The sequence below is a fragment of the Methanolobus tindarius DSM 2278 genome, from assembly GCF_000504205.1.
In the GTDB taxonomy this organism is placed as follows: domain Archaea; phylum Halobacteriota; class Methanosarcinia; order Methanosarcinales; family Methanosarcinaceae; genus Methanolobus; species Methanolobus tindarius.
Genome location: NZ_AZAJ01000001.1, coordinates 2,934,855 through 2,954,737, shown reverse-complemented (window position 1 = coordinate 2,954,737; position 19,883 = coordinate 2,934,855). Strand labels below are relative to the sequence as shown.

At 38.5% G+C, this 19,883-nt stretch carries 18 protein-coding genes; 13 read left to right on the top strand and 5 right to left on the bottom strand.

Annotated features, from left to right (window positions below):
• Positions 1 to 85 precede the first annotated feature (85 nt).
• From METTI_RS15400 to METTI_RS13925, 4 genes are all read left to right on the top strand, one after another.
• Complete coding sequence (locus METTI_RS15400) at positions 86 to 1,789, top strand: sensor histidine kinase (protein WP_023846474.1); 1,704 nt, start codon at positions 86 to 88, stop codon at positions 1,787 to 1,789.
• Between the two features lie 99 nt (positions 1,790 to 1,888).
• Entirely contained in the window at positions 1,889 to 3,346 is a 1,458-nt protein-coding gene (locus tag METTI_RS15395) for a toll/interleukin-1 receptor domain-containing protein (RefSeq protein WP_023846473.1), read from the top strand.
• A 102-nt stretch (positions 3,347 to 3,448) separates the two neighbouring features.
• Positions 3,449 to 3,862, top strand: coding sequence for an HIT family protein (locus tag METTI_RS13930; protein WP_023846472.1), 414 nt, complete (start codon positions 3,449 to 3,451; stop codon positions 3,860 to 3,862).
• A 110-nt stretch (positions 3,863 to 3,972) separates the two neighbouring features.
• On the top strand, positions 3,973 to 4,170 hold the full coding sequence (locus METTI_RS13925; RefSeq protein WP_023846471.1) for a helix-turn-helix domain-containing protein: 198 nt from the start codon (positions 3,973 to 3,975) through the stop codon (positions 4,168 to 4,170).
• 302 nt (positions 4,171 to 4,472) lie between these two features.
• Here METTI_RS13925 and METTI_RS13920 read toward each other — a convergent pair whose 3' ends face one another.
• The gene (locus METTI_RS13920) at positions 4,473 to 4,865 is read right to left on the bottom strand and encodes a secondary thiamine-phosphate synthase enzyme YjbQ (RefSeq protein ID WP_023846470.1); all 393 of its coding nucleotides are present in this window, start codon (positions 4,863 to 4,865) and stop codon (positions 4,473 to 4,475) included.
• A 245-nt stretch (positions 4,866 to 5,110) separates the two neighbouring features.
• On the opposite strand from METTI_RS13920, the gene METTI_RS13915 reads away from it, so the two are divergent.
• Entirely contained in the window at positions 5,111 to 5,509 is a 399-nt protein-coding gene (locus METTI_RS13915) for a hypothetical protein (RefSeq protein ID WP_245596140.1), read from the top strand.
• A gap of 81 nt (positions 5,510 to 5,590) precedes the next feature.
• Here the strand turns inward: METTI_RS13915 and METTI_RS13910 are convergent, their stop codons facing one another.
• Entirely contained in the window at positions 5,591 to 6,853 is a 1,263-nt protein-coding gene (locus tag METTI_RS13910) for a diaminopimelate decarboxylase (protein ID WP_023846468.1), read from the bottom strand.
• Positions 6,854 to 7,111: 258 nt separating this feature from the next.
• On the opposite strand from METTI_RS13910, the gene METTI_RS13905 reads away from it, so the two are divergent.
• The 3 genes from METTI_RS13905 to METTI_RS13895 all read left to right on the top strand — a co-directional run bounded on the left by METTI_RS13905 (position 7,112) and on the right by METTI_RS13895 (position 8,727).
• Positions 7,112 to 7,618: an Hsp20/alpha crystallin family protein gene (locus METTI_RS13905; RefSeq protein WP_048135528.1), complete on the top strand. Its 507-nt coding sequence runs from the start codon at positions 7,112 to 7,114 to the stop codon at positions 7,616 to 7,618.
• A gap of 127 nt (positions 7,619 to 7,745) precedes the next feature.
• Positions 7,746 to 8,447 (top strand): pirin family protein, encoded by a 702-nt coding sequence (locus METTI_RS13900; protein ID WP_023846466.1) that lies wholly within the window; start codon positions 7,746 to 7,748, stop codon positions 8,445 to 8,447.
• 25 nt (positions 8,448 to 8,472) lie between these two features.
• Entirely contained in the window at positions 8,473 to 8,727 is a 255-nt protein-coding gene (locus METTI_RS13895; RefSeq protein WP_023846465.1) for a TfoX/Sxy family protein, read from the top strand.
• On the opposite strand, the gene METTI_RS13890 is transcribed toward METTI_RS13895, so the two are convergent.
• Positions 8,712 to 9,443, bottom strand: coding sequence for an NAD-dependent protein deacylase (locus tag METTI_RS13890; RefSeq protein WP_023846464.1), 732 nt, complete (start codon positions 9,441 to 9,443; stop codon positions 8,712 to 8,714). The two genes, METTI_RS13895 and METTI_RS13890, sit on opposite strands and share 16 nt — an antisense overlap.
• A gap of 339 nt (positions 9,444 to 9,782) precedes the next feature.
• Here METTI_RS13890 and METTI_RS15390 point away from each other — a divergent pair, with 339 nt between their 5' ends.
• Complete coding sequence (locus tag METTI_RS15390) at positions 9,783 to 12,548, top strand: ATP-binding protein (protein WP_084324028.1); 2,766 nt, start codon at positions 9,783 to 9,785, stop codon at positions 12,546 to 12,548.
• Positions 12,549 to 12,551: 3 nt separating this feature from the next.
• On the opposite strand, the gene METTI_RS13880 is transcribed toward METTI_RS15390, so the two are convergent.
• Positions 12,552 to 14,486, bottom strand: coding sequence for a hydantoinase/oxoprolinase family protein (locus tag METTI_RS13880; RefSeq protein WP_023846462.1), 1,935 nt, complete (start codon positions 14,484 to 14,486; stop codon positions 12,552 to 12,554).
• 121 nt (positions 14,487 to 14,607) lie between these two features.
• On the opposite strand from METTI_RS13880, the gene METTI_RS13875 reads away from it, so the two are divergent.
• From METTI_RS13875 to METTI_RS13860, 4 genes are all read left to right on the top strand, one after another.
• Positions 14,608 to 14,904, top strand: a complete 297-nt coding sequence (locus METTI_RS13875) for a hypothetical protein (RefSeq protein ID WP_048135527.1) — start codon at positions 14,608 to 14,610, stop codon at positions 14,902 to 14,904.
• A gap of 174 nt (positions 14,905 to 15,078) precedes the next feature.
• Positions 15,079 to 15,654 (top strand): helix-turn-helix domain-containing protein, encoded by a 576-nt coding sequence (locus METTI_RS13870; RefSeq protein WP_023846461.1) that lies wholly within the window; start codon positions 15,079 to 15,081, stop codon positions 15,652 to 15,654.
• Between the two features lie 22 nt (positions 15,655 to 15,676).
• A complete protein-coding gene (locus METTI_RS13865) occupies positions 15,677 to 16,093 on the top strand; it encodes an acyl-CoA thioesterase (RefSeq protein WP_023846460.1) in 417 nt (138 codons plus the stop codon).
• Between the two features lie 39 nt (positions 16,094 to 16,132).
• Complete coding sequence (locus METTI_RS13860) at positions 16,133 to 17,776, top strand: AMP-binding protein (RefSeq protein WP_023846459.1); 1,644 nt, start codon at positions 16,133 to 16,135, stop codon at positions 17,774 to 17,776.
• Between the two features lie 63 nt (positions 17,777 to 17,839).
• Here METTI_RS13860 and METTI_RS13855 read toward each other — a convergent pair whose 3' ends face one another.
• Positions 17,840 to 19,756 carry a DUF2341 domain-containing protein gene (locus tag METTI_RS13855; protein WP_245596183.1) on the bottom strand — a complete coding sequence of 639 codons (1,917 nt, stop codon included), beginning with the start codon at positions 19,754 to 19,756 and terminating at the stop codon, positions 17,840 to 17,842.
• Between the last annotated feature and the right edge of the window lie 127 nt (positions 19,757 to 19,883).

Sequence of the window (19,883 nt, the reverse complement as noted above, 5' to 3'; positions counted from 1 at the left end):
TATTTTATATAGGATAAAGCTGAATTTGATAAATATAAATTGAGTAATAAAATAATAAATTGTCCAAAAAATATGAGGAACAAAAATGAACACGTCCCGCAAAATAATTCTTGCTTCCTTAGTATTCGGACTATTTTTCTGGCTCTTTGATAGCTCAGTAGACTATTTATTTTATTATAATGGAACATTTGAGAACTTGCTTATCAACAAAGTCCCGGGACATGAAATATACATTAGATCCACTGTTTTCCTTTTATTCCTTATCTTTGGGATAGTCCTTGCTGACTCCGTATCAAAGATTAATACAGCAAACCATGAACTGAAAGAAAGAGTCAAGGAACTTGATTGCCTCTATGAGATATCATGCATTATAAGGGATAGTTCATCACTTAAAGATGCATTTGAAAAAATAGTGGAGATTATTCCGACTTCATGGCAGTATCCGGAAATAACTAGTTCAAGAATTGTTTTTGCAGATCTGGAAATACGATCTTCTAACTTTGTCCACAGCGATATTAAACTGAGTCATGATATTACAATCGATGGAGAAATAGTCGGTTCTGTAGAAGTATTCTATCTGGAGAACAGAGAAATGGATGGAAATGATCCATTCGTGAAAGAGGAATATGATCTTATAGAAGGTATTGTCAGGGATATCACACAGTTTATTGTCCTGAAGAAAAAGGAAGAAAAAATACTGGAGAGTGAGATTAAACTGCGTACTCTTGTAAACAGTATTCCTGATCTGGTGGCCCTGAAAAATCCTGACGGGACTTACATAAAATGCAACATGAAGTATGAGGCTTTTATCGGGGCTGACAAAAAGGACATTATCGGGAAGAACGACTATATATTTCTTAGTAAGGAACTGGCGGATGATTTCAGAAGACATGAGCAGGAGATTATCGAATCCGGTGAGCTTACCCTGGAAGAAAAGGAGCTTTTCTTTGTAGACGGACACAGCGAAATAGTTGATATTATCCGTGGACCGATTTACAATCCTGACGGCTCCCTTATGGGTTTGTTGTTTGTCGGAAGAGATGTTACCAGGCGAAAGGAAATTGAAATGAGCCTTTTTAAGGATAAGCTGCTTGCCGAGGAACTGAGTGAGGTTAAGGGTAAGTTCCTTGCAAACATGAGTCATGAACTCCGCACACCTCTTAGTTCTATTATTGGTTTTTCTGAAGTTCTTGAAGAGAAAAACTATGGTGAACTGAATGATGAACAGCACAAGTTCGTTATGAATATCCGCAATAGCGGCAACCATCTTCTTGAACTTATCAATAATATACTTGACAATGCAAAGATAGAATCTGGCCAGATGCCTTTTGAGCCCATCAGTTTTGACCTTAGAGATCTTATAGATGAGATTTCCATGCTTGTTGAGCCTATGGCTAAAGCAAAGCCTATAGACCTTGTATCAACTGTTGAGTTTGACCACTTTGAAGTTTATGCTGATAAAATTAAGATGAAACAGATTATGTATAACCTGATAAGCAATGCTATCAAGTTCACACCTGTAAACGGAAAGATATTCATCAATTCCAGGATGAATGATGGTGAGGTACTGATATCTGTTACAGATACAGGAATCGGCATCCCTGCAAACCAGCAACGTAATATTTTTGAGCCTTTCAAACAAGCCGGTACCAGAGATTATTACAAGGGAACCGGCCTTGGACTTGCAATTGTCAAGCAGTTTGTGGAAATGCACGGCGGAAAAATCAGAGTTGAAAGCGAGGTAGGCAACGGAAGCACATTTACTGTGACTTTGCCGGTTACTTCTTAAAATTGAAACTTTATTTCTACCTTAAAAAAAGTAATATTTTTTAAAAATAGAAATAACATATTAGAAAAACTAATATCAAAAAATGTAATACATTACTTAATGATGGTTAACCTAAAAAGCGATACTAATGAGGAAAACAATCCTACATGCTTTATTAGTTATTCATGGGACAATGAAGAACACAAAAAATGGGTCATGTATCTAGCTTCTAAACTTCAATCTAATGGTATCAAAGTAACGCTAGATGAATGGCATTTGCAAGCTGGAGAAGATTTGCATCTTTTTATGGAAGAATCCATTAGAAATTGCGATTATGTGGTCATCGTTCTTACACCAAATTATACAAAAAAAGCTAACAACAGGGAAGGAGGAGTTGGCTACGAAAACTCCATCATAACAGGGAACATTCATAAGCATTTACGTAAAGTTAAATACATACCAATAATAAAATCTGGAAATATAGATAATTCTATTCCTGAGTATCTGGCAGGAAAAAAATATATCTCTTTTTTGGAAGAAAGAAAGTTTGAAGATAATTTAAAAGCATTAGTACATGCACTATATCAAAAAAAGATAAATGACATACCACCTCTAGGTCCAAATCCTTTTTCGAAAAAAGAAACAAGTAATCATCATATAAATCTGGAAAGTAGTAATGATATTATTGAAAATGAATTTATAAATACAAATGAGATTCTCAATGAAGAAAATAACAAATACATATTGATTGAAAGTGGTCAGAAGATTCCTTATTTAAGTTCAAAATCCATTAATTCAGAATGTATAATCTATGCAAATATAATTCATGAAGAATATGAAAATACAGTTTATCTGCAACATTATGAAGACTCTTTACACATTGATAATCTCGAGTCTGTTATTAAAAGATATTATTCTACATTTTTTGCAAATCATCATCGTGTGTCCGCTTTTAGTATTAATCAGGAAACTTGTAGTTGGTTTGGTTATGGACCTTTAAATTTTATTACTGCAATCAAAGACCAATATCATAGGTATAAAGATTTGAAGCTTCGTGGTGAGAAAATCCCTCATCATGAAATTGCCTATTTTATTGATGAATGGAAAGATGGTATTTTTTTCATAGGATGTCAACCAAGCAAAGTAACAAAAAAAGAAGATTCTGTCATTGTTGGTAGGGTTAATATTGGCTTCATTTTCAAAAAAATGCCTTTTGATACGAAAAAGTATACTGATTTCTTTGAATATTTCCAGAAAACACACTTGTTTTATGAACCTTTCAAGCCATTACTTAAAACTAAAATAATCAATTCTAAGGTTAATTGTGAGGCATTCATTATTGATAATCCACATAAAGAATATGGAGGATGGGTTTGTGGTATAGTTGGAAGTAATTCAAAAGAAATTAATGTTTCAGATTCATCATTTATTGACAAAATTGTTGTTAACTTTATCCCATATCATGAGCTGAGCGATAAATGTGAATATAACATAAATTCTGCAAAGTCAATGTCACTTCCTACATCCGGTTTTACCGCAAGAATTGTAAATTACAAAGCTAATTGCGATTTAATCTAGAACCTAATATTATTAATTAAAATGGATTGACTTTCCTTAAAGTAATACTTCCCAACAACAATAATTAAATACCCAAACCCTCAAAGAAAGAGGGTGATACATATGGATTGTCTATTCTGTAAGATTGTTGCCGGTGCTATTCCTTCACATAAGGTCTATGAAGACGAGAATGTTTATGCGTTTCTGGATATCTATCCCTGTGCAGAGGGACACACTATTGTGCTTCCGAAAAAGCATTTTGGGAAATTCACTGACATGAGTGAGGAAGATGCTGCTACATTGTTTGCTTCTGTGAACAGGATAGCAAAAACTGTTTCAGAGACACTTGGACTTGAAGGCATGAATATTGGCATCAACAACGGAGAGATTGCCGGACAAACCGTACCGCATGTGCACGTTCACATAATCCCCAGACGTGCAGGTGACGGGGAAGGTAATATGCACACAATCGTGGAATTACATCCATCCACTGACAACCTTGCTGAACTTGCCGAACAGCTCAGGAATTCATTTTAAGCAAACGGCTTTAACCAAATCTAATATAAATAACAGAAAACGCAATCTATTGCATCAATTATTTATTTAACAATCACGTTTATAGTCAAATAATAGTAGGAGAATAAAATATGGCAGATGATGAACAGAAAGTACTCGATGCACTTAAAGATGCAAATAAACCGATGAGACCAGGAGAGATCGCTGAAGCAACCGGTCTTGAAAGCAAGGAAGTAAGCAAGATTCTCAAGACACTCAAAAGCTCAGATGCAGTCTGCACTCCAAAAAGATGTTTCTATGCACACGTTGACTACGAAAAGTCAGAGTAATTAGATATAAAAATCAATTACTTTCTTTTTTCATTTTTTTATTTCAACAACATACTGTATTCTGAAAATGATTTATCCGGGGCATGATTAACTTGACCCATCCCGAAGGGTACGGCGAAACCGGTATTTTCCAGAAAGATGAAACAAAATATTCTGCACGATAACTTTGAATATTTTCTTTGCAAACCTTCTATGGGAGTATTAGCATTAATTCACTATTATTTATAATTATATTCTGTATAGCAGCATTGGAACGCACCGCTTTCGGCGGATGCTTACTTTGTTTTTAGATTGTGGCTGTATCATTCACTGCTGATTACAGTAACCGTGACTTCTCTTGTCCTTGGACCATCCATTTCCGCAAAGAAAATACTCTGCCAGGTTCCAAGATGCAAATTGCCATCTATGATTGGAAGAGTTTCACTACTTCCAAGTAACACTGCTTTTAAGTGTGCATCAGCATTGTTATCAATCCTGTCATGTGCATAACCGGCATGTGCAGGGACAAGAATCTTCAGCAATTCGAGTATGTCTGATACTAGACCTGATTCATTCTCATTAACAATAACCGAGGTTGTTGTGTGCTTAGTACTTATCACACAGATTCCATTCTGGACACCGTTTTCATGCAACTGTTCTTTTACCCTGTCCGTGATATCAATAAGTTCTATCCTCTTGCCAGTTTTGATCTGCATAGTTGTCACTACTATGAGATAGTATTCTGGCTCTTAATAGCATTATTGTAAGCACCTGATGATAACGAAAAGCTGAAGAAAATACCACCAAAATTTTTAGACAATAAAGTCTATTTACTTAGAAAGTATATGAATATACAATCTTTAATTTTAAGCGTTTATTACGGAGGGGTTTTATTACAAAAATCAGATCAAAAATAATTATAGTAGTTGTTTTGTTATTAGTCAATGGCTTTTCCGGATGTGTGGATAAAGATTTTATTGACAATTCTTCACTCACATCAGGTACATCAAGTAATAATAACAATTCATCTGTAAATTACGATACAGAAATTTTAGAGAAAAATTATTCTACAGTTGAATTACTGCCTCCTTACAATAAATCAAAACCAGAATGGCTCAAAACGAATACATCTAATATAGCTAAAATTGCTCTTGAAGACAATCGTGCAAAGCAATTAATTATGGAAGGTGGGACTGTCATAGGTGTAACATATTCCTGCCACCCTACTTCAGAAAACTATGATGGACCGGGATGTGCTCCTGCATTAAAAATAGAATCAGGAAATAAAATCGTGGATTTTTTAGTTGATGAAGAAAAGGGAGTAGTGCTTGAAACTGTAACCGAAATTACATCTAACTAATAATTTTTGTTTTTAGGAAAAGCAAGTATTCCACTGAGACAATGAGATACTACAAATTTAAAAGGATGAACGCTAAAGCGTTCATTCAAAACCTGCAAGACCCTCAAAATCAAGGGTTGCAAAATAATCTTCTATTGTCTCAGCTCTTCTAATCTGCACGAAGCTACCATCAGGTCTCAGCAGGAATTCTGCTGATCTGAGCTTACCGTTATAGTTAAAGCCCATGGCATGTCCGTGTGCTCCTGCATCATGGATTACGAGAATGTCGCCTCTCTCTACTTCAGGTAACAGCCTGTCAATGGCAAACTTGTCATTGTTTTCACAGAGGGAACCTGTAACATCGTAGAGCATCTCATGATCTTCATGCTCTTTTCCAAGAACAGTAATGTGATGATAAGCTCCGTATAGAGCCGGACGCATGAGGTTTGCCATACATGCATCAAGACCAACGTAGTCCTTGTAAATATGCTTCATGTGACGTACACTTGAAACAAGATAACCGTATGGTCCTGTGATAACCCTGCCACATTCCAGGAAAATCTTCAGTGGGTGAAGGCCATTTGCCCTGATTGTTTCATCGTAGGCTTCTGCAACACCTTTTGCAATTACATCGTATGGAACCTGTTCCTGTTCCGGCCTGTAAGGAATACCTATTCCACCGCCAAGGTTTACGAACTCAAACTTAATGTCAAGCTCCTTTGAAAGCTCGGCAATAAGCTCAAAAAGGATTTTTGCAGTCTCAATAAAATAAGCAGGATCAAGCTCATTGGATGCAACCATTGTGTGCAGACCGAATCTTTTTACACCTTTCTCCTTCATCATTCGATATCCGGTGAAAAGTTGCTCTCTTGTAAATCCATACTTTGCTTCTTCAGGGTTACCGATAATAGCGTTTCCTTCCTTCAAAGGTCCGGGGTTGTAGCGGCAGCAGACAATTTCAGGCAATCCGGCAGACTCTTCCAGAAACTCAATATGACTCAGGTCATCCAGATTAATTATAGCTCCAAGTTCTCTGGCTTTGATGAATTCCTCTGCAGGTGTGTCATTGGAACTGAACATGATATTTTCGCCTACAATGCCGGCCTTTTCGGAAAGCAGAAGTTCAGGCAGGGAACTGCAGTCTGAACCGAAACCTTCGTTTTTAAGCAACTTCATGATATATGGGTTTGGAAGTGCTTTCACAGCGAAATATTCCTTAAAACCATTGACAATACTGAATGCCTTTCTGAGTTTCATGGCATTCTCTATGATAGCCTTCTCATCATATACATGAAAAGGTGTCGGATACTTTTCGATTAACCCTGTAATCTCTTCCTTTGTGAATGGAACTTGTTTTGACACCATATTATTCCTCTTTAATCTCTGGTTTCTTACATCTCGGTACAAAGATAAATAGTTGATTGGAAAAGACTCTAAAAAAAACAAAACAGGAAGATGGAACATACTATTATTTTTAAGGCAGCCAAATTTGAAACGCAGAATATATATACAACTTGTTCGCATAAATTAAAACAATTAAGGTTGCATCAGGCAGTAAAAACAGATAATTGTTACCTTCGAATAGTCCGTTATGAACCCCGTTTCAGAAAAAGAGGTATAGGAATGAATGACAAAGATCATTACTCCGGTGATGACGAAGCGCCTGACAGAATAACAAGCATCGATGAACTGATAGAACACATTATGGAAATGTTCTCAGACAGCATCACAGAAGAAGATGGAAAAACTGTGATACGTGGTTTTACTATCATCGGGCAGCCAGGTAAAAAGCCTACTGTATTCGGGTTCAGTGGACAGCATGAATATGAAGATTCTGATTACGAGGATGATGAAAGAGAAGGTGACTTCTATATCTTCAACCAGGAACCCTTCATAGATATCTTTGAAACCGATGACAAGCTTGTTGTGCTTGCAGACCTTGGCGTTGAGGAAAAGCATGTGGAATATTATCCATATTGCTCCCACGTTGAAATAACTGTGATAACCAAAGATACAGGTTATTCAAGAGTCGTTGATCTACCATGTGGTGTAGACCCGGAAACTATGGCAGCAAGTTACAAAAACGGCGTACTTGAACTCACATTTGAACTTGCCGCTGATGAAGAATAAGCGGTAATTACCTTATTTTTCTTTTTTTATTTTCAATACTAGTTAATTCTATGATTTTCAGATATCGCTTCACAGTCAAGTACTTAAACACCAATGTCAAATTATCCGAAAAAAACAGGAAGATAACATGACAAAGGTAGTTAGAGCAGATGAAAGACATTTTGTCGAAAACGATACAATAAATGGTTACTGGATTTTCTCATATTCAGACTATCTGGATATGAAAAACACACATTTTGGAGACCTCAAGGTATTCAATGATGAGATTTTAAAAGCTGGAAAGTTTTACAAACCAGAGTCACTGAACGATAAGGAAATCGTTACTGTTATTCTTGATGGCGAACTGAACCATGAGGACAGCACCGGTAATAAGGAAGTCTTAAAAGCTGGTGATGTTCAGGTGCTTTCAAGCGGAAGCGGAGCTACTTTTACAGACATGAACATGTCCGGCAAGGACACGCATCTTTTACGTTTGTGGATAGACCCTCTTATGCAAAATATGAAACCTGCATGCAGACAGGAGAATTTTGATATGGAAAGCCAGAAGAATGAACTCGTAGCAATAGCAGGCCAGGGATTTCCGGGAGCAGTAAAACTCAGAGCAAATACCACTGTATATATGTCAAAACTGGATTCCGGAAAAGTTGTAGAGATGCTTACTGATATTTCAAGATACGTATTCATTTATGTACTTGAAGGAGAGATCACAACCTGCGGCGAAAAACTTGCAAAGAATGACCAGATACGCATAAACCAGAATGATACCATCGTTTTGAAAGCAAATTCTAATGCATCTTTTATTCTTGTAGATGCAACAGGAAGTTACTGATTATAAATTTAGAAGGAATTTCACAATGGAAGAACTATCACAGCTTCCAAATATTGGCAGAAAGCTTGAAGAACTCCTGATGCAGGCCGGGATAACAGACCCGGCTGAGCTTAAGAAACTTGGAAGCAAAGCTGCCTTTGAGAGACTTTTACTCATCGATGAGACAGCCTGTATAAACAAGCTCTATGCTCTTGAGGGAGCCTTACAGGGAATTCGCTGGCATCATCTTTCAGAAGATGATAAAAAGAGCCTCAGGGAATATTTTCACTCATTAAAGTAAGATGACAGGTGATTGAAAAAGTCACCCAGTTCATCATATTTCAGGTATGCATATTCGTCAAGTGGCGTTGCCATGTTATTAACAATTACAAGTTTTCCTCCCCCTTTCAGTGAATAAAGCGGGAGGCTTGCTGCCGGCTGGACTACAAGTGATGAACCAATAACCACAAACAAATCTGCTTTTGAACTTGCTTCCAGTGCATTTGTAATTGCAGTCTCATCCAGCATTTCCCCAAAGAATGTTATATCCGGTTTAATAAGACCACTGCATCTGGTACAGTGTGGAACGATTTCTTTTTCCAGAAGAACAGAAACGTCTGCATAGGAGTAGTTCTCTCCACATGAAAGACACCTGTGATTTATAGGAGAGCCGTGAATCTCTATTACATTTTTTGAACCTGCTTTCTGGTGAAGCAAATCAATATTCTGGGTGATAACAGAACTTAAGTATCCTTTTTTCTCCATTATAGCCAGGGTTCTGTGTATAAGATTTGGCTCTTTGGTATCAAGGTCATAAATAAATTCCCTGGCATGAGTATAAAAGTATGAAGGATTTTTGTGGAAATATGCCAGGTCAAATATCTTGTTAGCATCATATTTTGCATAGAGACCATTACTGCCTCTGAAATCAGGAATTCCGGAAAAAGTGGATATTCCAGCTCCACTTAGAAAGACACAATTCTCTGACGTTTCCAGAAGGTCAAGAAATTGCTGCATAAAAGTAGTTCATTCCCTACGGATATAACAGTTTTCTTCAATCATTGTTTCGGCATATTTTAACCACATACATTCTGAGATATATAATAGTGTGAATTTGTGCTTGTATATAAACTTAGCGTCACTAATGGAACAAAAAAATCTAAGAAAACAAGACTCATGAAGACTTGTCAGTAAATGCACAATATGAAATATTTTTATCCACCATAATTAAATAAATATATATACTAAAAGAATCAAGAAATGTTATAAAATCATTAGGAAGTTATAGCAGCAACCATATTTCCACTATACTGGCTAATCTGCTTGACCTCAAAAAGTATTAAAATTGTGATCAGGATGAAAAACAAATCCAAAAATAAATTATTGTTAATGATAGTATCTTTTCTGGTGCTTTTGGGATTTGTCCTGTTCCACGTTTATATTTTAGAAGGCGAACAAAAACTTATCTGGATAATTTTTCTGGCAACACTTATCTGTTGTGTTATAGTCCACAATCTGAAAGTAACGTCTTTGAAAAAAGACCTTGAAGCAGAGGTACAAAAAAACAAGGATTCTCACGACAGGCTTGTGATTAAGTATCAGATAGAAAGCACATTGTCAAAAATATCTTCATCACTTTCCTTTGCAGACAACCTGGATGAAAAGATAGAAGAGTCGCTTGGCATGCTTGGTGAACTCTGCACTGCTGATCGTGCATATGTATTCAGAGTCATAGATAATAAAGACACTGTTAACAACACACATGAATGGTGTGCAAAGGGTGTTGAACCGCAAAAAGAGATGCTTCAGAACTTGTCAGGTCATGAGTACCATTGGTGGCTTGAGAAACTTACACAGGAAGGAGCAATTCACATTAAAAATGTTGATGAACTTCCCCCGGAAGCCATATCTGAAAAAGAACTGCTTTTAAGCCAGGATATTAAATCACTTATAGCACTTCCATTCTTTATTGAAAATGAAATTGCCGGTTTCATAGGTTTTGATAATGTAAGAGAAACAAATGAATGGACAAAACAGGATATTGAGGTGCTCAATACATATTCCAATATACTTGCCATGGCATTTAAGAAAAATTCCATAGCAGAGGACTTAAACCTTGAAAGACGGCAATTATTATCAATTTTTGACAGCATTGAGGAACCTGTTTATGTTTCGGATCCTTATACATATGAGATCTTATATGTTAATAAATTCCTGAGTCAGATAATAGGAGAGAATCCTGTTGGTCAGAAATGTTATCAGGTACTTCAGGGTTTCAAGGAACCATGTGATTTCTGCACTAATTCCATTATACTCAAAAATAAAAATCAGGCGTACAAATGGGAATATCAGAATCCGATTACTGTAAGAGACTATATTATAATGGATAGAATAATAAAGTGGACAGATGGTAGAAATGCACGTCTGGAAATGGCCCATGATATAAGCGAAATAAAACAGGCAGAACGTGCTATAAAGGAAAGCGAAGAGAATTTCAGGAAAATAATTGACAATTCACCTCTTCCCATAGCCATTATGAATTCTCTTGGAGAAATCAATTATGCAAACCATAAGCTCACTGAAATGATAGGTTACACAATTGATGACATACCAACAATCAGTAAGTGGTGGGATGCAGTTTACCCGGATCCTCAATATCGAAGGAAAGTAAGAGAAAAATGGAATTTAACCTCAAAAGAGAAAGAATCAGGTGTCAGTGGAGAATGGGTCATCAGATGCCGTGATGGAACTGACAGGAATGTTGTTATCTATTTTGCAAAAACTAACGACAACACTGTTTTCATAATAAATGATCTGACTGAACTCAAAAAAGCTCAAAGTGCTTTACTTGTTGACGAGTCATGTCTTGAAACACTACATGAATTAAGCTATATGAATGGATTTTCCATATCTGATATCCGTACTTTTGCACTTAATGAAGGAATGAAGCTTACCGGTAGTGAAGCCGGAGTTCTTGGTTTCTTTGATGATAACAAAAAACTGTCATCCGTTATTGCACAACCTGCAAATATTCTTAAGATGCATGGATTCACAGAGAATGATCTGATATCAGGGCTTGAAAGTTGTCACAGATGGGCAGAATTACTGAAAAATAAAAGGCCACTTGTAATGAATGAGCCGAATGAAATTGAGGTTGAAAGGTGTCCGGATATATTCAGGAAAATGAATATATGGTCCTATCTTGCAGCACCTATCCTCTATGAAAATGAGGTTGTGGGATTTCTGGCAGTAGCCAACAAGGAAGATGACTATACAAAGAATGATGCCAGACAACTTTCACTCATTACCCAGATGATGGGGGGTATGATTTTACTCAAGAATTCAGAGGATGAACTTAAAAAGTACAACAGTAAACTGGAAGACATCAATGAGGAACTCAGAAAGGCAAACGATGAACTTCATTCCCTTGATGAAATGAAGAGTAATTTCCTGGCAACAATGAGCCATGAACTGAAAACTCCTCTTATCTCTATTCTCGGGTTTGGTGAGCTTGTTGGTGATGAAACCCTTGGTCCCTTGAATAAGGAACAGAAGCGAGCTATGAGAGTTGTAAACAGCAATTCCGGCCAGTTAAAGCGTCTGATAGAATCATTGCTTTTCATGAGTTCACTGGAAGCGAAGAATTATCAATATGAGTATTCAAGATTGCGTTTATCGCAAATAATAGAAAAAGCCCTTTCCATAATTTCAATGGAAAATACGGATAAGAATCTCACTGTAGAAAATACAATTCCAGACTCATTTCCGTTTATAAGCGGTGATCAAAATTACCTGAGTGAGGTGTTCATCCACCTTATAGATAATGCATTTAAATTCACACCATCAGGTGGCAGAATTTCATTATCCGGCACACAGGAAGATGGTGAAATACACATCATCATTGAAGATACTGGAATCGGAATACCTGAAACTAAAATAATGAAAACATTTGATAGTTTCTACCAGCTTGACGGTTCACTGGCACGCAGATATGGTGGTGCAGGAATTGGCCTGAATATCTGCAAAAGGGTTACAGAAGACCACGGTGGAAAACTCTGGCTGGAAAGTGCGGAAGGTGTTGGAACTAAAGTCCATGTCATCCTTCCTGAATTGAACTGTTGATTCTCAGTCCTTCAGTATCATCATTGGATTTCCAATCCCCACTACTACTACCCTGGTCTCCAGTGGCGGATGTGACCAGTTGTCCGGCGAAACTGTTTTCTTTGAGACTGTGATTTTAGTATCCTGTTTTAAGATACCACAACGCATTTCATAATCAAGAACAAGTTCTTTACCGGTACTTGTTGCAAATTCCACTGCATCCCCATAATTCTTAAATCTCCCTCTGCCAACCGGAGAGAACACAAGGAAATCCTCATCAGGATTTTCAAGTGATGCTGGAGTTATCATAATCTCAACTCTTTTGACACCTTTGCCTGCAAGTGCTCCGACTGCATTTCCAACATCTGAAAATTCAGGAACAATGACTTCAGCATCAATCATAGAGCTAAGTTCACTGTCATAAGCCCTGGAAGGACCACCCAGCAAAACAACAGGTATTTCCACTTTGAATTTTGCAGGATATTTATCGTTAAGCAAGTCTGCAATCATCCCGGCGGGATGATGTGGCAGGATATAAGACATGAGATCTGCTGCCATGTTCTTTGCCACATGTTCTTTGACCTGTGTGCAGAAATCATATTTTCCTTTCGTAGTATAACGTGAAAGATTTGCAGCACCAACTTCCGAAGCCTGCGCATCCCACTTTGTATAGATATCCAGAACATGCAGAGCATCTGTGGGAGTAAAACCTATTCCCTGCACAAGCCTTTTTCGTATAAGAGAATCCAGCACTCCATTTGGAATATTCTTCCGCAGGTCTGAACTTATATCGGTAACTGAAACCGGTTCACTACCTATTATAGAGAGAACTTCGCTTTCATCACCGGTAAGATCAAAAGCCTCATAGGCTGTCCTGACAAAGAATTTAGTTGGCTGGAGATTCTCATCCATATGGTTTCTTGGTACAACCCTGCATCTTTTAAGCTTGTTAAGGAAATCATGATACATTGTTGACGCAACACATAAAGGCAAAACTCTCCGGGGTCCAACATGAATTTGCGTATCCTGAACCCATATGTGACTATCTCCTCCTGTGGCTGATGTTTCCATTTTCATGGCCCTTACCCGGGTTTTCCAGCCACCCACAACAGCGCCGGAACTGCTAATCTCAGGAACTCCATCACGAAGCATTGAAACATCTGTGCTGGTTCCTCCAATATCTATAACAGCACAGGTTTCCATTTTTGACAGGTATGATGCACCCAGAAGACTGGCAGCAGGGCCTGAGAATATAGTTTCTATGGGTTTTTCCAGTGCATCCTCTATATTATAGACAGAGCCGTCACACTTGAGCATCAGAAGACGTGCATCAATTCCGCGACCACGGACATCTTTTACAACTGAATTTACAAACTGGTAGGTTATAGGCATGAGTTGTGCATTAAGGACAGCAGTAACAGCCCTTTCATAAGCACCAAGTTCCTGTGACAGTTCATGACCGCAAACTACTGGCATCCCGGTCATTTTTGTGATTAACTCTTTGACCTGAATCTCATGCTCCGGATTGCGTGCACCAAAATAACCTGACACTGCATAAGCAGATACCTTTGTCCTTGTGCTCCGGACAAAACTCTCAACTGCAGCCACATCTAATTCACAGGCTTCATCACCCCGGGTATCATGTCCTCCCTCTACACATATTACAAATTCAGCAGGGAATTCTGTCTGTGCTGGCTTTTCACCTATTATTAGAAGAGCAACTGAAGTCCCGGTTCCTTCAAGGAGTGAATTTGTGGAAAGGGTTGTGGAAACAGATACAAGATTGACATTCTTCAGTAGTTCTTGATCCAGAGAATCCAGCACATTCTTTATGCCTTCCTGAAGGTCAGGATAAGTTGTAAAAGCCTTTTTTGAATCAACTATCGCACCGTCTGAGCCTCTTATAAGTACTGCATCCGTATATGTTCCACCGGCATCTATCCCAAGACCGAAATGCATCTCTTATCACCTGTTTTAAAATAAATTGAAATCCTACTAGTAGATTGTCACATGGATATTTAAGAGTATGTGTTTCAAAACATTTTTAAATACCTGCTGCAATTAAAAAAGGGGGATTAAGATGAGGGTAAAAAGTATAGAGAAGGTTCTTCCATGCATTGCCGACCCATGGAAACTAAGGATCATAGCACACCTTGATGAGACACCTGATCTGGTTTTGATATCAAAATACCTCAATGGTAAGTGTTCAGAAGAACTTGGGATGGTAGCACTGCGAATTGGTGAAAAAGAACTTAATTTTTTCAGGAATTCTCAGGTAACAATAAGAATGGTTGATTCGGAAAAAGAAGCTACAGAGCTTGTTAATAATATGCTTGCTGTTGCATACCATAAAGCAATGATATCCGGTGATCTGTGATATTAATAGGACACATTTCTTCTTTTTTCTTCCTGAATCTCCATTGATTTACATCCGACTTAATCTGAAAAACGAGTGTCATCTTAAATGTTCATGATAAATCAATACTTTTTTAACTGAGCATACCATAAGCCTATGAACACGTTTTCGCGATAAAAACAAGAGGACAGTACGATGGCAGACAAGAATATACTAGGTGGTAAAATACGTCAGATACGTGAAATGCAGAACATGTCTGTGGAAGATCTGGCAAATAGCAGTAATACAAGCGTTGACCTGATAAACAAACTTGAAGACGGGGCACTTGTTCCCTCACTTACTCCACTCATGCAGATTGCAAGAGCCCTGGGAGTCCGTCTTGGGACATTCCTTGACGATGCACCCCATAACGAACCCGTTGTTGTCAAAAGTGGTGAATCAGATAACATTGTAAGATTTTCAGGCAATTGTGACACATGTGAAAGCAGCACACTTGACTTTTTCTCACTGGCTAAGGATAAAGCTGACAGACACATGGAGCCATTCATCATAGATGTTCACCCAAGATCAGGTGAAATTAATCCATCATCCCACGAGGGAGAGGAATTCATTTACGTGCTTAGCGGTCAGATAGAGATTATTTATGGAAAGGACAGTTTCACCCTTTCAACCGGTGACAGCATTTACTATGATTCCGTTGTATCACACCATGTGCATGCAGTCGGAACCGAGGACGCAAAGATTCTGGCAGTCGTATATGCACCCTATTAATCAAGATCAGAAGTAGATAAAAATGTTCAAAACAACTGTTACTCCACGATTCGGCGACATAGACGGACTAAAACACGCCAACAATATTGCCATTGCCATATGGTTCGAGCAGGCCAGAAACCCGGTTTTCAGGCTGTTCACACCTGACCTGGACCTGAGCTATGAGAACTGGAAACTTATCATGGCAAGGACAGAGTATGATTATGTAGGAGAAATGTTCTACGGACACGATGTTGAAATTATCAGCTACGTGTCAAGGATAGGAAACTCTTCCTTTGTAGTTGTGCAGGAAGCATGGCAAAACGGAACAAAGGGCGCTATCGGCAGGTCAACAATTGTGCATTATGACTTTTTGAACAAAAAGTCCGTGCCAATTCCGAATGATATCAGAAAAAAACTTGAAGAGCACCTGCAGGATGAAGATAACAGTTGTAAATAAGTTGTAAGTAAGTTGTAAATAGATTCTGGAGATTTAACCATGCCTTTTACAAATGATACGATAGGTGGCTTTTTCGAGAAAACTGTCAGAAACGATCCTGACAGGGAATTTGTCATTTATCCTGACAGGGATCTGAGGTTTACCTATAAAGAATTTGATGAACGAGTCAACATGCTGGCTAAAGGCCTGCTTGAACTTGGTATAGAAAAAGGGGACCATGTTGGAATATGGGCTACAAATGTACCTGACTGGCTCACTTTCCTGTTTGCCACTGCAAAGTTAGGAGTTATTCTGGTCACTGTAAACACCGCATATAAAATACATGAAGTCGAGTATGTGATGAAACAGGCAGACCTGAAAGCTATTGCTATTATTGATGGTTTCAGGGATGTTAGTTACATCGAGACCATCTACGAGCTTGTTCCTGAACTTAAGACACAAGGCCGTGGAAATCTCAGGAGTGAGAAATTCCCACACCTGAAAAATGTTATTTTCATTGGTCAGGAAAAGCACCGTGGAATGTACAGCACCAGAGAACTGTTCCTCCTTGGTCAGCATGGCAGTGATGAAGCAATCAGTGAGATCCTTAATACACTTGACAAAGATGACGTCATCAACATGCAGTACACCTCCGGTACAACAGGTTTCCCAAAGGGTGTAATGCTGACAAACTACAATATTCTCAATAACGGTTACTACATCGGTGAAAGACAGAAATTCACGGCAGAAGACAGGCTTTGCCTTCCCGTACCATTGTTCCATTGTTTCGGAATAGTACTTGGTGTACTTGCAACACTGACTCATGGTGGTACACTTGTTATGCTTGAACTCTTTGACCCACTTATGGTACTGGCTGCTGTTCAGAAAGAAAAATGTACAGCCCTTTATGGTGTCCCGACAATGTTCATTGCGGAGTTCAGCCACCCGATGTTTAAGATGTTTGATCTTACATCACTGAGAACCGGTATCATGGCAGGTTCACCATGTCCAATTGAGGCCATGAAACGTGTCATTAATGAAATGCACTGTAAGGATATCACAATCGCTTACGGACTTACAGAAGCATCACCTGTGTTCACACAGACAAGTACCGATGACACAATTGACCGCCGTGTCAGTACAGTGGGAACATCCATGCCTGAAATAGAGGTTAAGATTGTTGACCCTGAAACCGGTGAGATCGTCGGACCCAACGAGCAGGGAGAGATTTGCTGCCGTGGTTACAATGTCATGAAAGGATATTACAAAATGTCTGAAATGACAGAAATTGCCATTGATAAGGATGGATGGCTCCACAGTGGTGACCTTGCAACTGTTGATGAAGATGGTTACTACAAGATTACAGGTCGTATAAAGGATATGATAATCCGCGGTGGAGAGAATATCTACCCAAGAGAAATCGAAGAATTCCTTTTCACCATGCCTGGTGTTAAAAATGCACAGGTTGTGGGCATACCAGATGAAAAATACGGTGAAATAGTCGGTGCTTTTATTGTCAAAGCTGAGGATTCTGATATTACAGAAGAGGATGTCAGGGACTTTGGTCTTGCAAGAATTGCACGCTATAAGGTTCCAAAGCATGTATTCTTCGTGGAAGATTATCCACTCACTGCAAGCGGAAAGATACAGAAGTTCAAACTCAGGGATTTAGCTGTTGAGCTTCTAGAGAAGAAAGAGCAGTGAACGAAGAATCTGAATACATAAAATTAAGAACAAAATAAAAAAGGAAAATGATGTGTTATCACATCACTTTTCTTTTGATCTTCTTTTTTGAATTAAGGAAATTGCTATTACCCCGGCAATTCCAGCTATTGCTGAGAGTCCCGTAAAACCGGGAGTACTACTGCTTTCGCTATCATCTTCTACAGGTGCTGAAACACTGGCATAAGCCTCGTAGTCCTCATAAACAGCAATAGATGTTCCCATGAAAGCACTGTCGTCTGCATAATAGTCCTCTATTTCCGAAAAAAGACTCTGCACATCAGTATCTGTTAAGAAATTCTCATTTACTGAAATGCCGATGAGAGCTTTCCCTTCAGATGCTCTTATTTCACCCATTCTGGAAGCCACAGAATCAATAATATCTGACTTTGTATCAGGGTTTGTTTCCCCCAACTCGTAGGTCTGGAGGATAATAAGGTCTGCTGTTTCTGATACTTCTGAAATGTCAGACAGTGTATAAGATGCAGGAATGTCAACAGCAATTGCAAGTTCATCACCTGCAGTTTCCCTGGCATTCTCAAGCAGAAGCAGGTTCAGAGCACAGGCACTATCAATATCTTTGGTACATGGATCAAGAGCAATATCCACTCCATCAAAAGCTGAAAGTGATTTGCTGTTGTAGTCGACTACTTCTTCCAGGACAGCGTTAACATAAATGGAGTTGTCCTCATTGGTATCGCTGTTCGGGTCATTAAAGATCATTGCGTAGACCTGCATATCATTGTCATGTGCTGTCTTGACAAATCTCTCAAGGTTCCAGATATTGTCCTTATTTGTCAGGACCATAATAGTGTTCAATCCGCTTTCTTTCAACTCAACGATGGCATCCTCGTCATAACCAGTTGTATTGAAAATACGGATTGCAGTCATTATACCACTTGAAGGTGTTATGTTAATTCTGGCAGGAGTTTCGATGATAGTTTCTTCAGTACTTTCCTGCATTGAACTCTCCAGTGTAACAACAGGTTCATCAGGAACGAAATTACGCACATATGCATAGTCAATGGATGCATAACCTGTATTGTCTGAAGCGTCAGAATATGAATTTGCAGAGATGTAAACTTTCATGTCTCCAACAGGGACATAATTATACTCTTCAGTTGAGACAATATCCATTTTAGTGTCCCTGACACCATCCTTGTACCATGCTATACTTCCAAGCTCATCTTCCATATACCAGGCAACACCTATAGTGTACCAGTCACCTTCGGTTTCCCCAATGTCAGCCAGGTCTGAAGGATAATAGCGTACATCTTCCTTATCATTTTTAATAGTCCAGCTAACCTCTGTTTCATTTTCAAGTTCTGATACAGCCAGTATCTGGTTCTTTGTCTCTTTCTGGGGGTCAACAAATCCCTGTGTTATAACAGGACCTCTAATATCTTCTCCGGTAGTTGTTCTTGATCTTTTAACCACAAACATGGAGTTTATTGAAAAATCATCTTCTGATTTAATACTGGAAACATCCTCAGGATGGAACTTAGGAACTATGAGCTTACACACTCCATTGGAAACATCCTGTTCCCCGCCACCTGTTGTGAAGGAGTCCCAGTTTGCAAAGACACTGGTACCACTGAAAGTATCAAAAAATACAAAGGTTCCGGGTCCGCTCTGGACATCACTTGCTTTTGGATTACCATAATACATTGTAATTTTGGTGTTGCTTCCTGCCGGAATAGAAGGAACTTTCACCCAAATGGTTGCCTTCTCTCTTTTTGCGTCCCACTCTTCTATCCAGTGCTTAAGCTGTGAGTCACCGGATGTAAAACGTATGTCCTGTCCCTCTGACTGTGCAAGTGAAAAATCAAAATTGGAGCTATTCAGGACTATTGGTACCTGATAATTTGTCAGGCTGCTTCCTGAGCTCTCTTTAATAATGATTTCTTCTGAATAGTTCCACTCACCGCCACCTGAATATGTTAATGCTGCGCATGTTTGCACAAATGTCAAACTGGCTACTAATATCAAAATGATACAGATTTGTCTGTTAAATGACATCCTAACGCCGTCCTCGTGTTTTTCTATTAAGTTTGAAAAATAAAGTCCTGAGTATTATTTGCTGTGCGAC

Coding starts and splice junctions, on each gene's coding strand:
- METTI_RS15400 (WP_023846474.1), top strand. CDS start 86: ATGAACACGTCCCGCAAAATAATTCTTGCTTCCTTAGTATTCGGACTA.
- METTI_RS15395 (WP_023846473.1), top strand. CDS start 1,889: ATGATGGTTAACCTAAAAAGCGATACTAATGAGGAAAACAATCCTACA.
- METTI_RS13930 (WP_023846472.1), top strand. CDS start 3,449: ATGGATTGTCTATTCTGTAAGATTGTTGCCGGTGCTATTCCTTCACAT.
- METTI_RS13925 (WP_023846471.1), top strand. CDS start 3,973: ATGGCAGATGATGAACAGAAAGTACTCGATGCACTTAAAGATGCAAAT.
- METTI_RS13920 (WP_023846470.1), bottom strand. CDS start 4,865: ATGCAGATCAAAACTGGCAAGAGGATAGAACTTATTGATATCACGGAC.
- METTI_RS13910 (WP_023846468.1), bottom strand. CDS start 6,853: ATGGTGTCAAAACAAGTTCCATTCACAAAGGAAGAGATTACAGGGTTA.
- METTI_RS13905 (WP_048135528.1), top strand. CDS start 7,112: ATGAATGACAAAGATCATTACTCCGGTGATGACGAAGCGCCTGACAGA.
- METTI_RS13900 (WP_023846466.1), top strand. CDS start 7,746: ATGACAAAGGTAGTTAGAGCAGATGAAAGACATTTTGTCGAAAACGAT.
- METTI_RS13895 (WP_023846465.1), top strand. CDS start 8,473: ATGGAAGAACTATCACAGCTTCCAAATATTGGCAGAAAGCTTGAAGAA.
- METTI_RS13890 (WP_023846464.1), bottom strand. CDS start 9,443: ATGCAGCAATTTCTTGACCTTCTGGAAACGTCAGAGAATTGTGTCTTT.
- METTI_RS15390 (WP_084324028.1), top strand. CDS start 9,783: ATGAAAAACAAATCCAAAAATAAATTATTGTTAATGATAGTATCTTTT.
- METTI_RS13880 (WP_023846462.1), bottom strand. CDS start 14,486: ATGCATTTCGGTCTTGGGATAGATGCCGGTGGAACATATACGGATGCA.
- METTI_RS13875 (WP_048135527.1), top strand. CDS start 14,608: ATGAGGGTAAAAAGTATAGAGAAGGTTCTTCCATGCATTGCCGACCCA.
- METTI_RS13870 (WP_023846461.1), top strand. CDS start 15,079: ATGGCAGACAAGAATATACTAGGTGGTAAAATACGTCAGATACGTGAA.
- METTI_RS13865 (WP_023846460.1), top strand. CDS start 15,677: ATGTTCAAAACAACTGTTACTCCACGATTCGGCGACATAGACGGACTA.
- METTI_RS13860 (WP_023846459.1), top strand. CDS start 16,133: ATGCCTTTTACAAATGATACGATAGGTGGCTTTTTCGAGAAAACTGTC.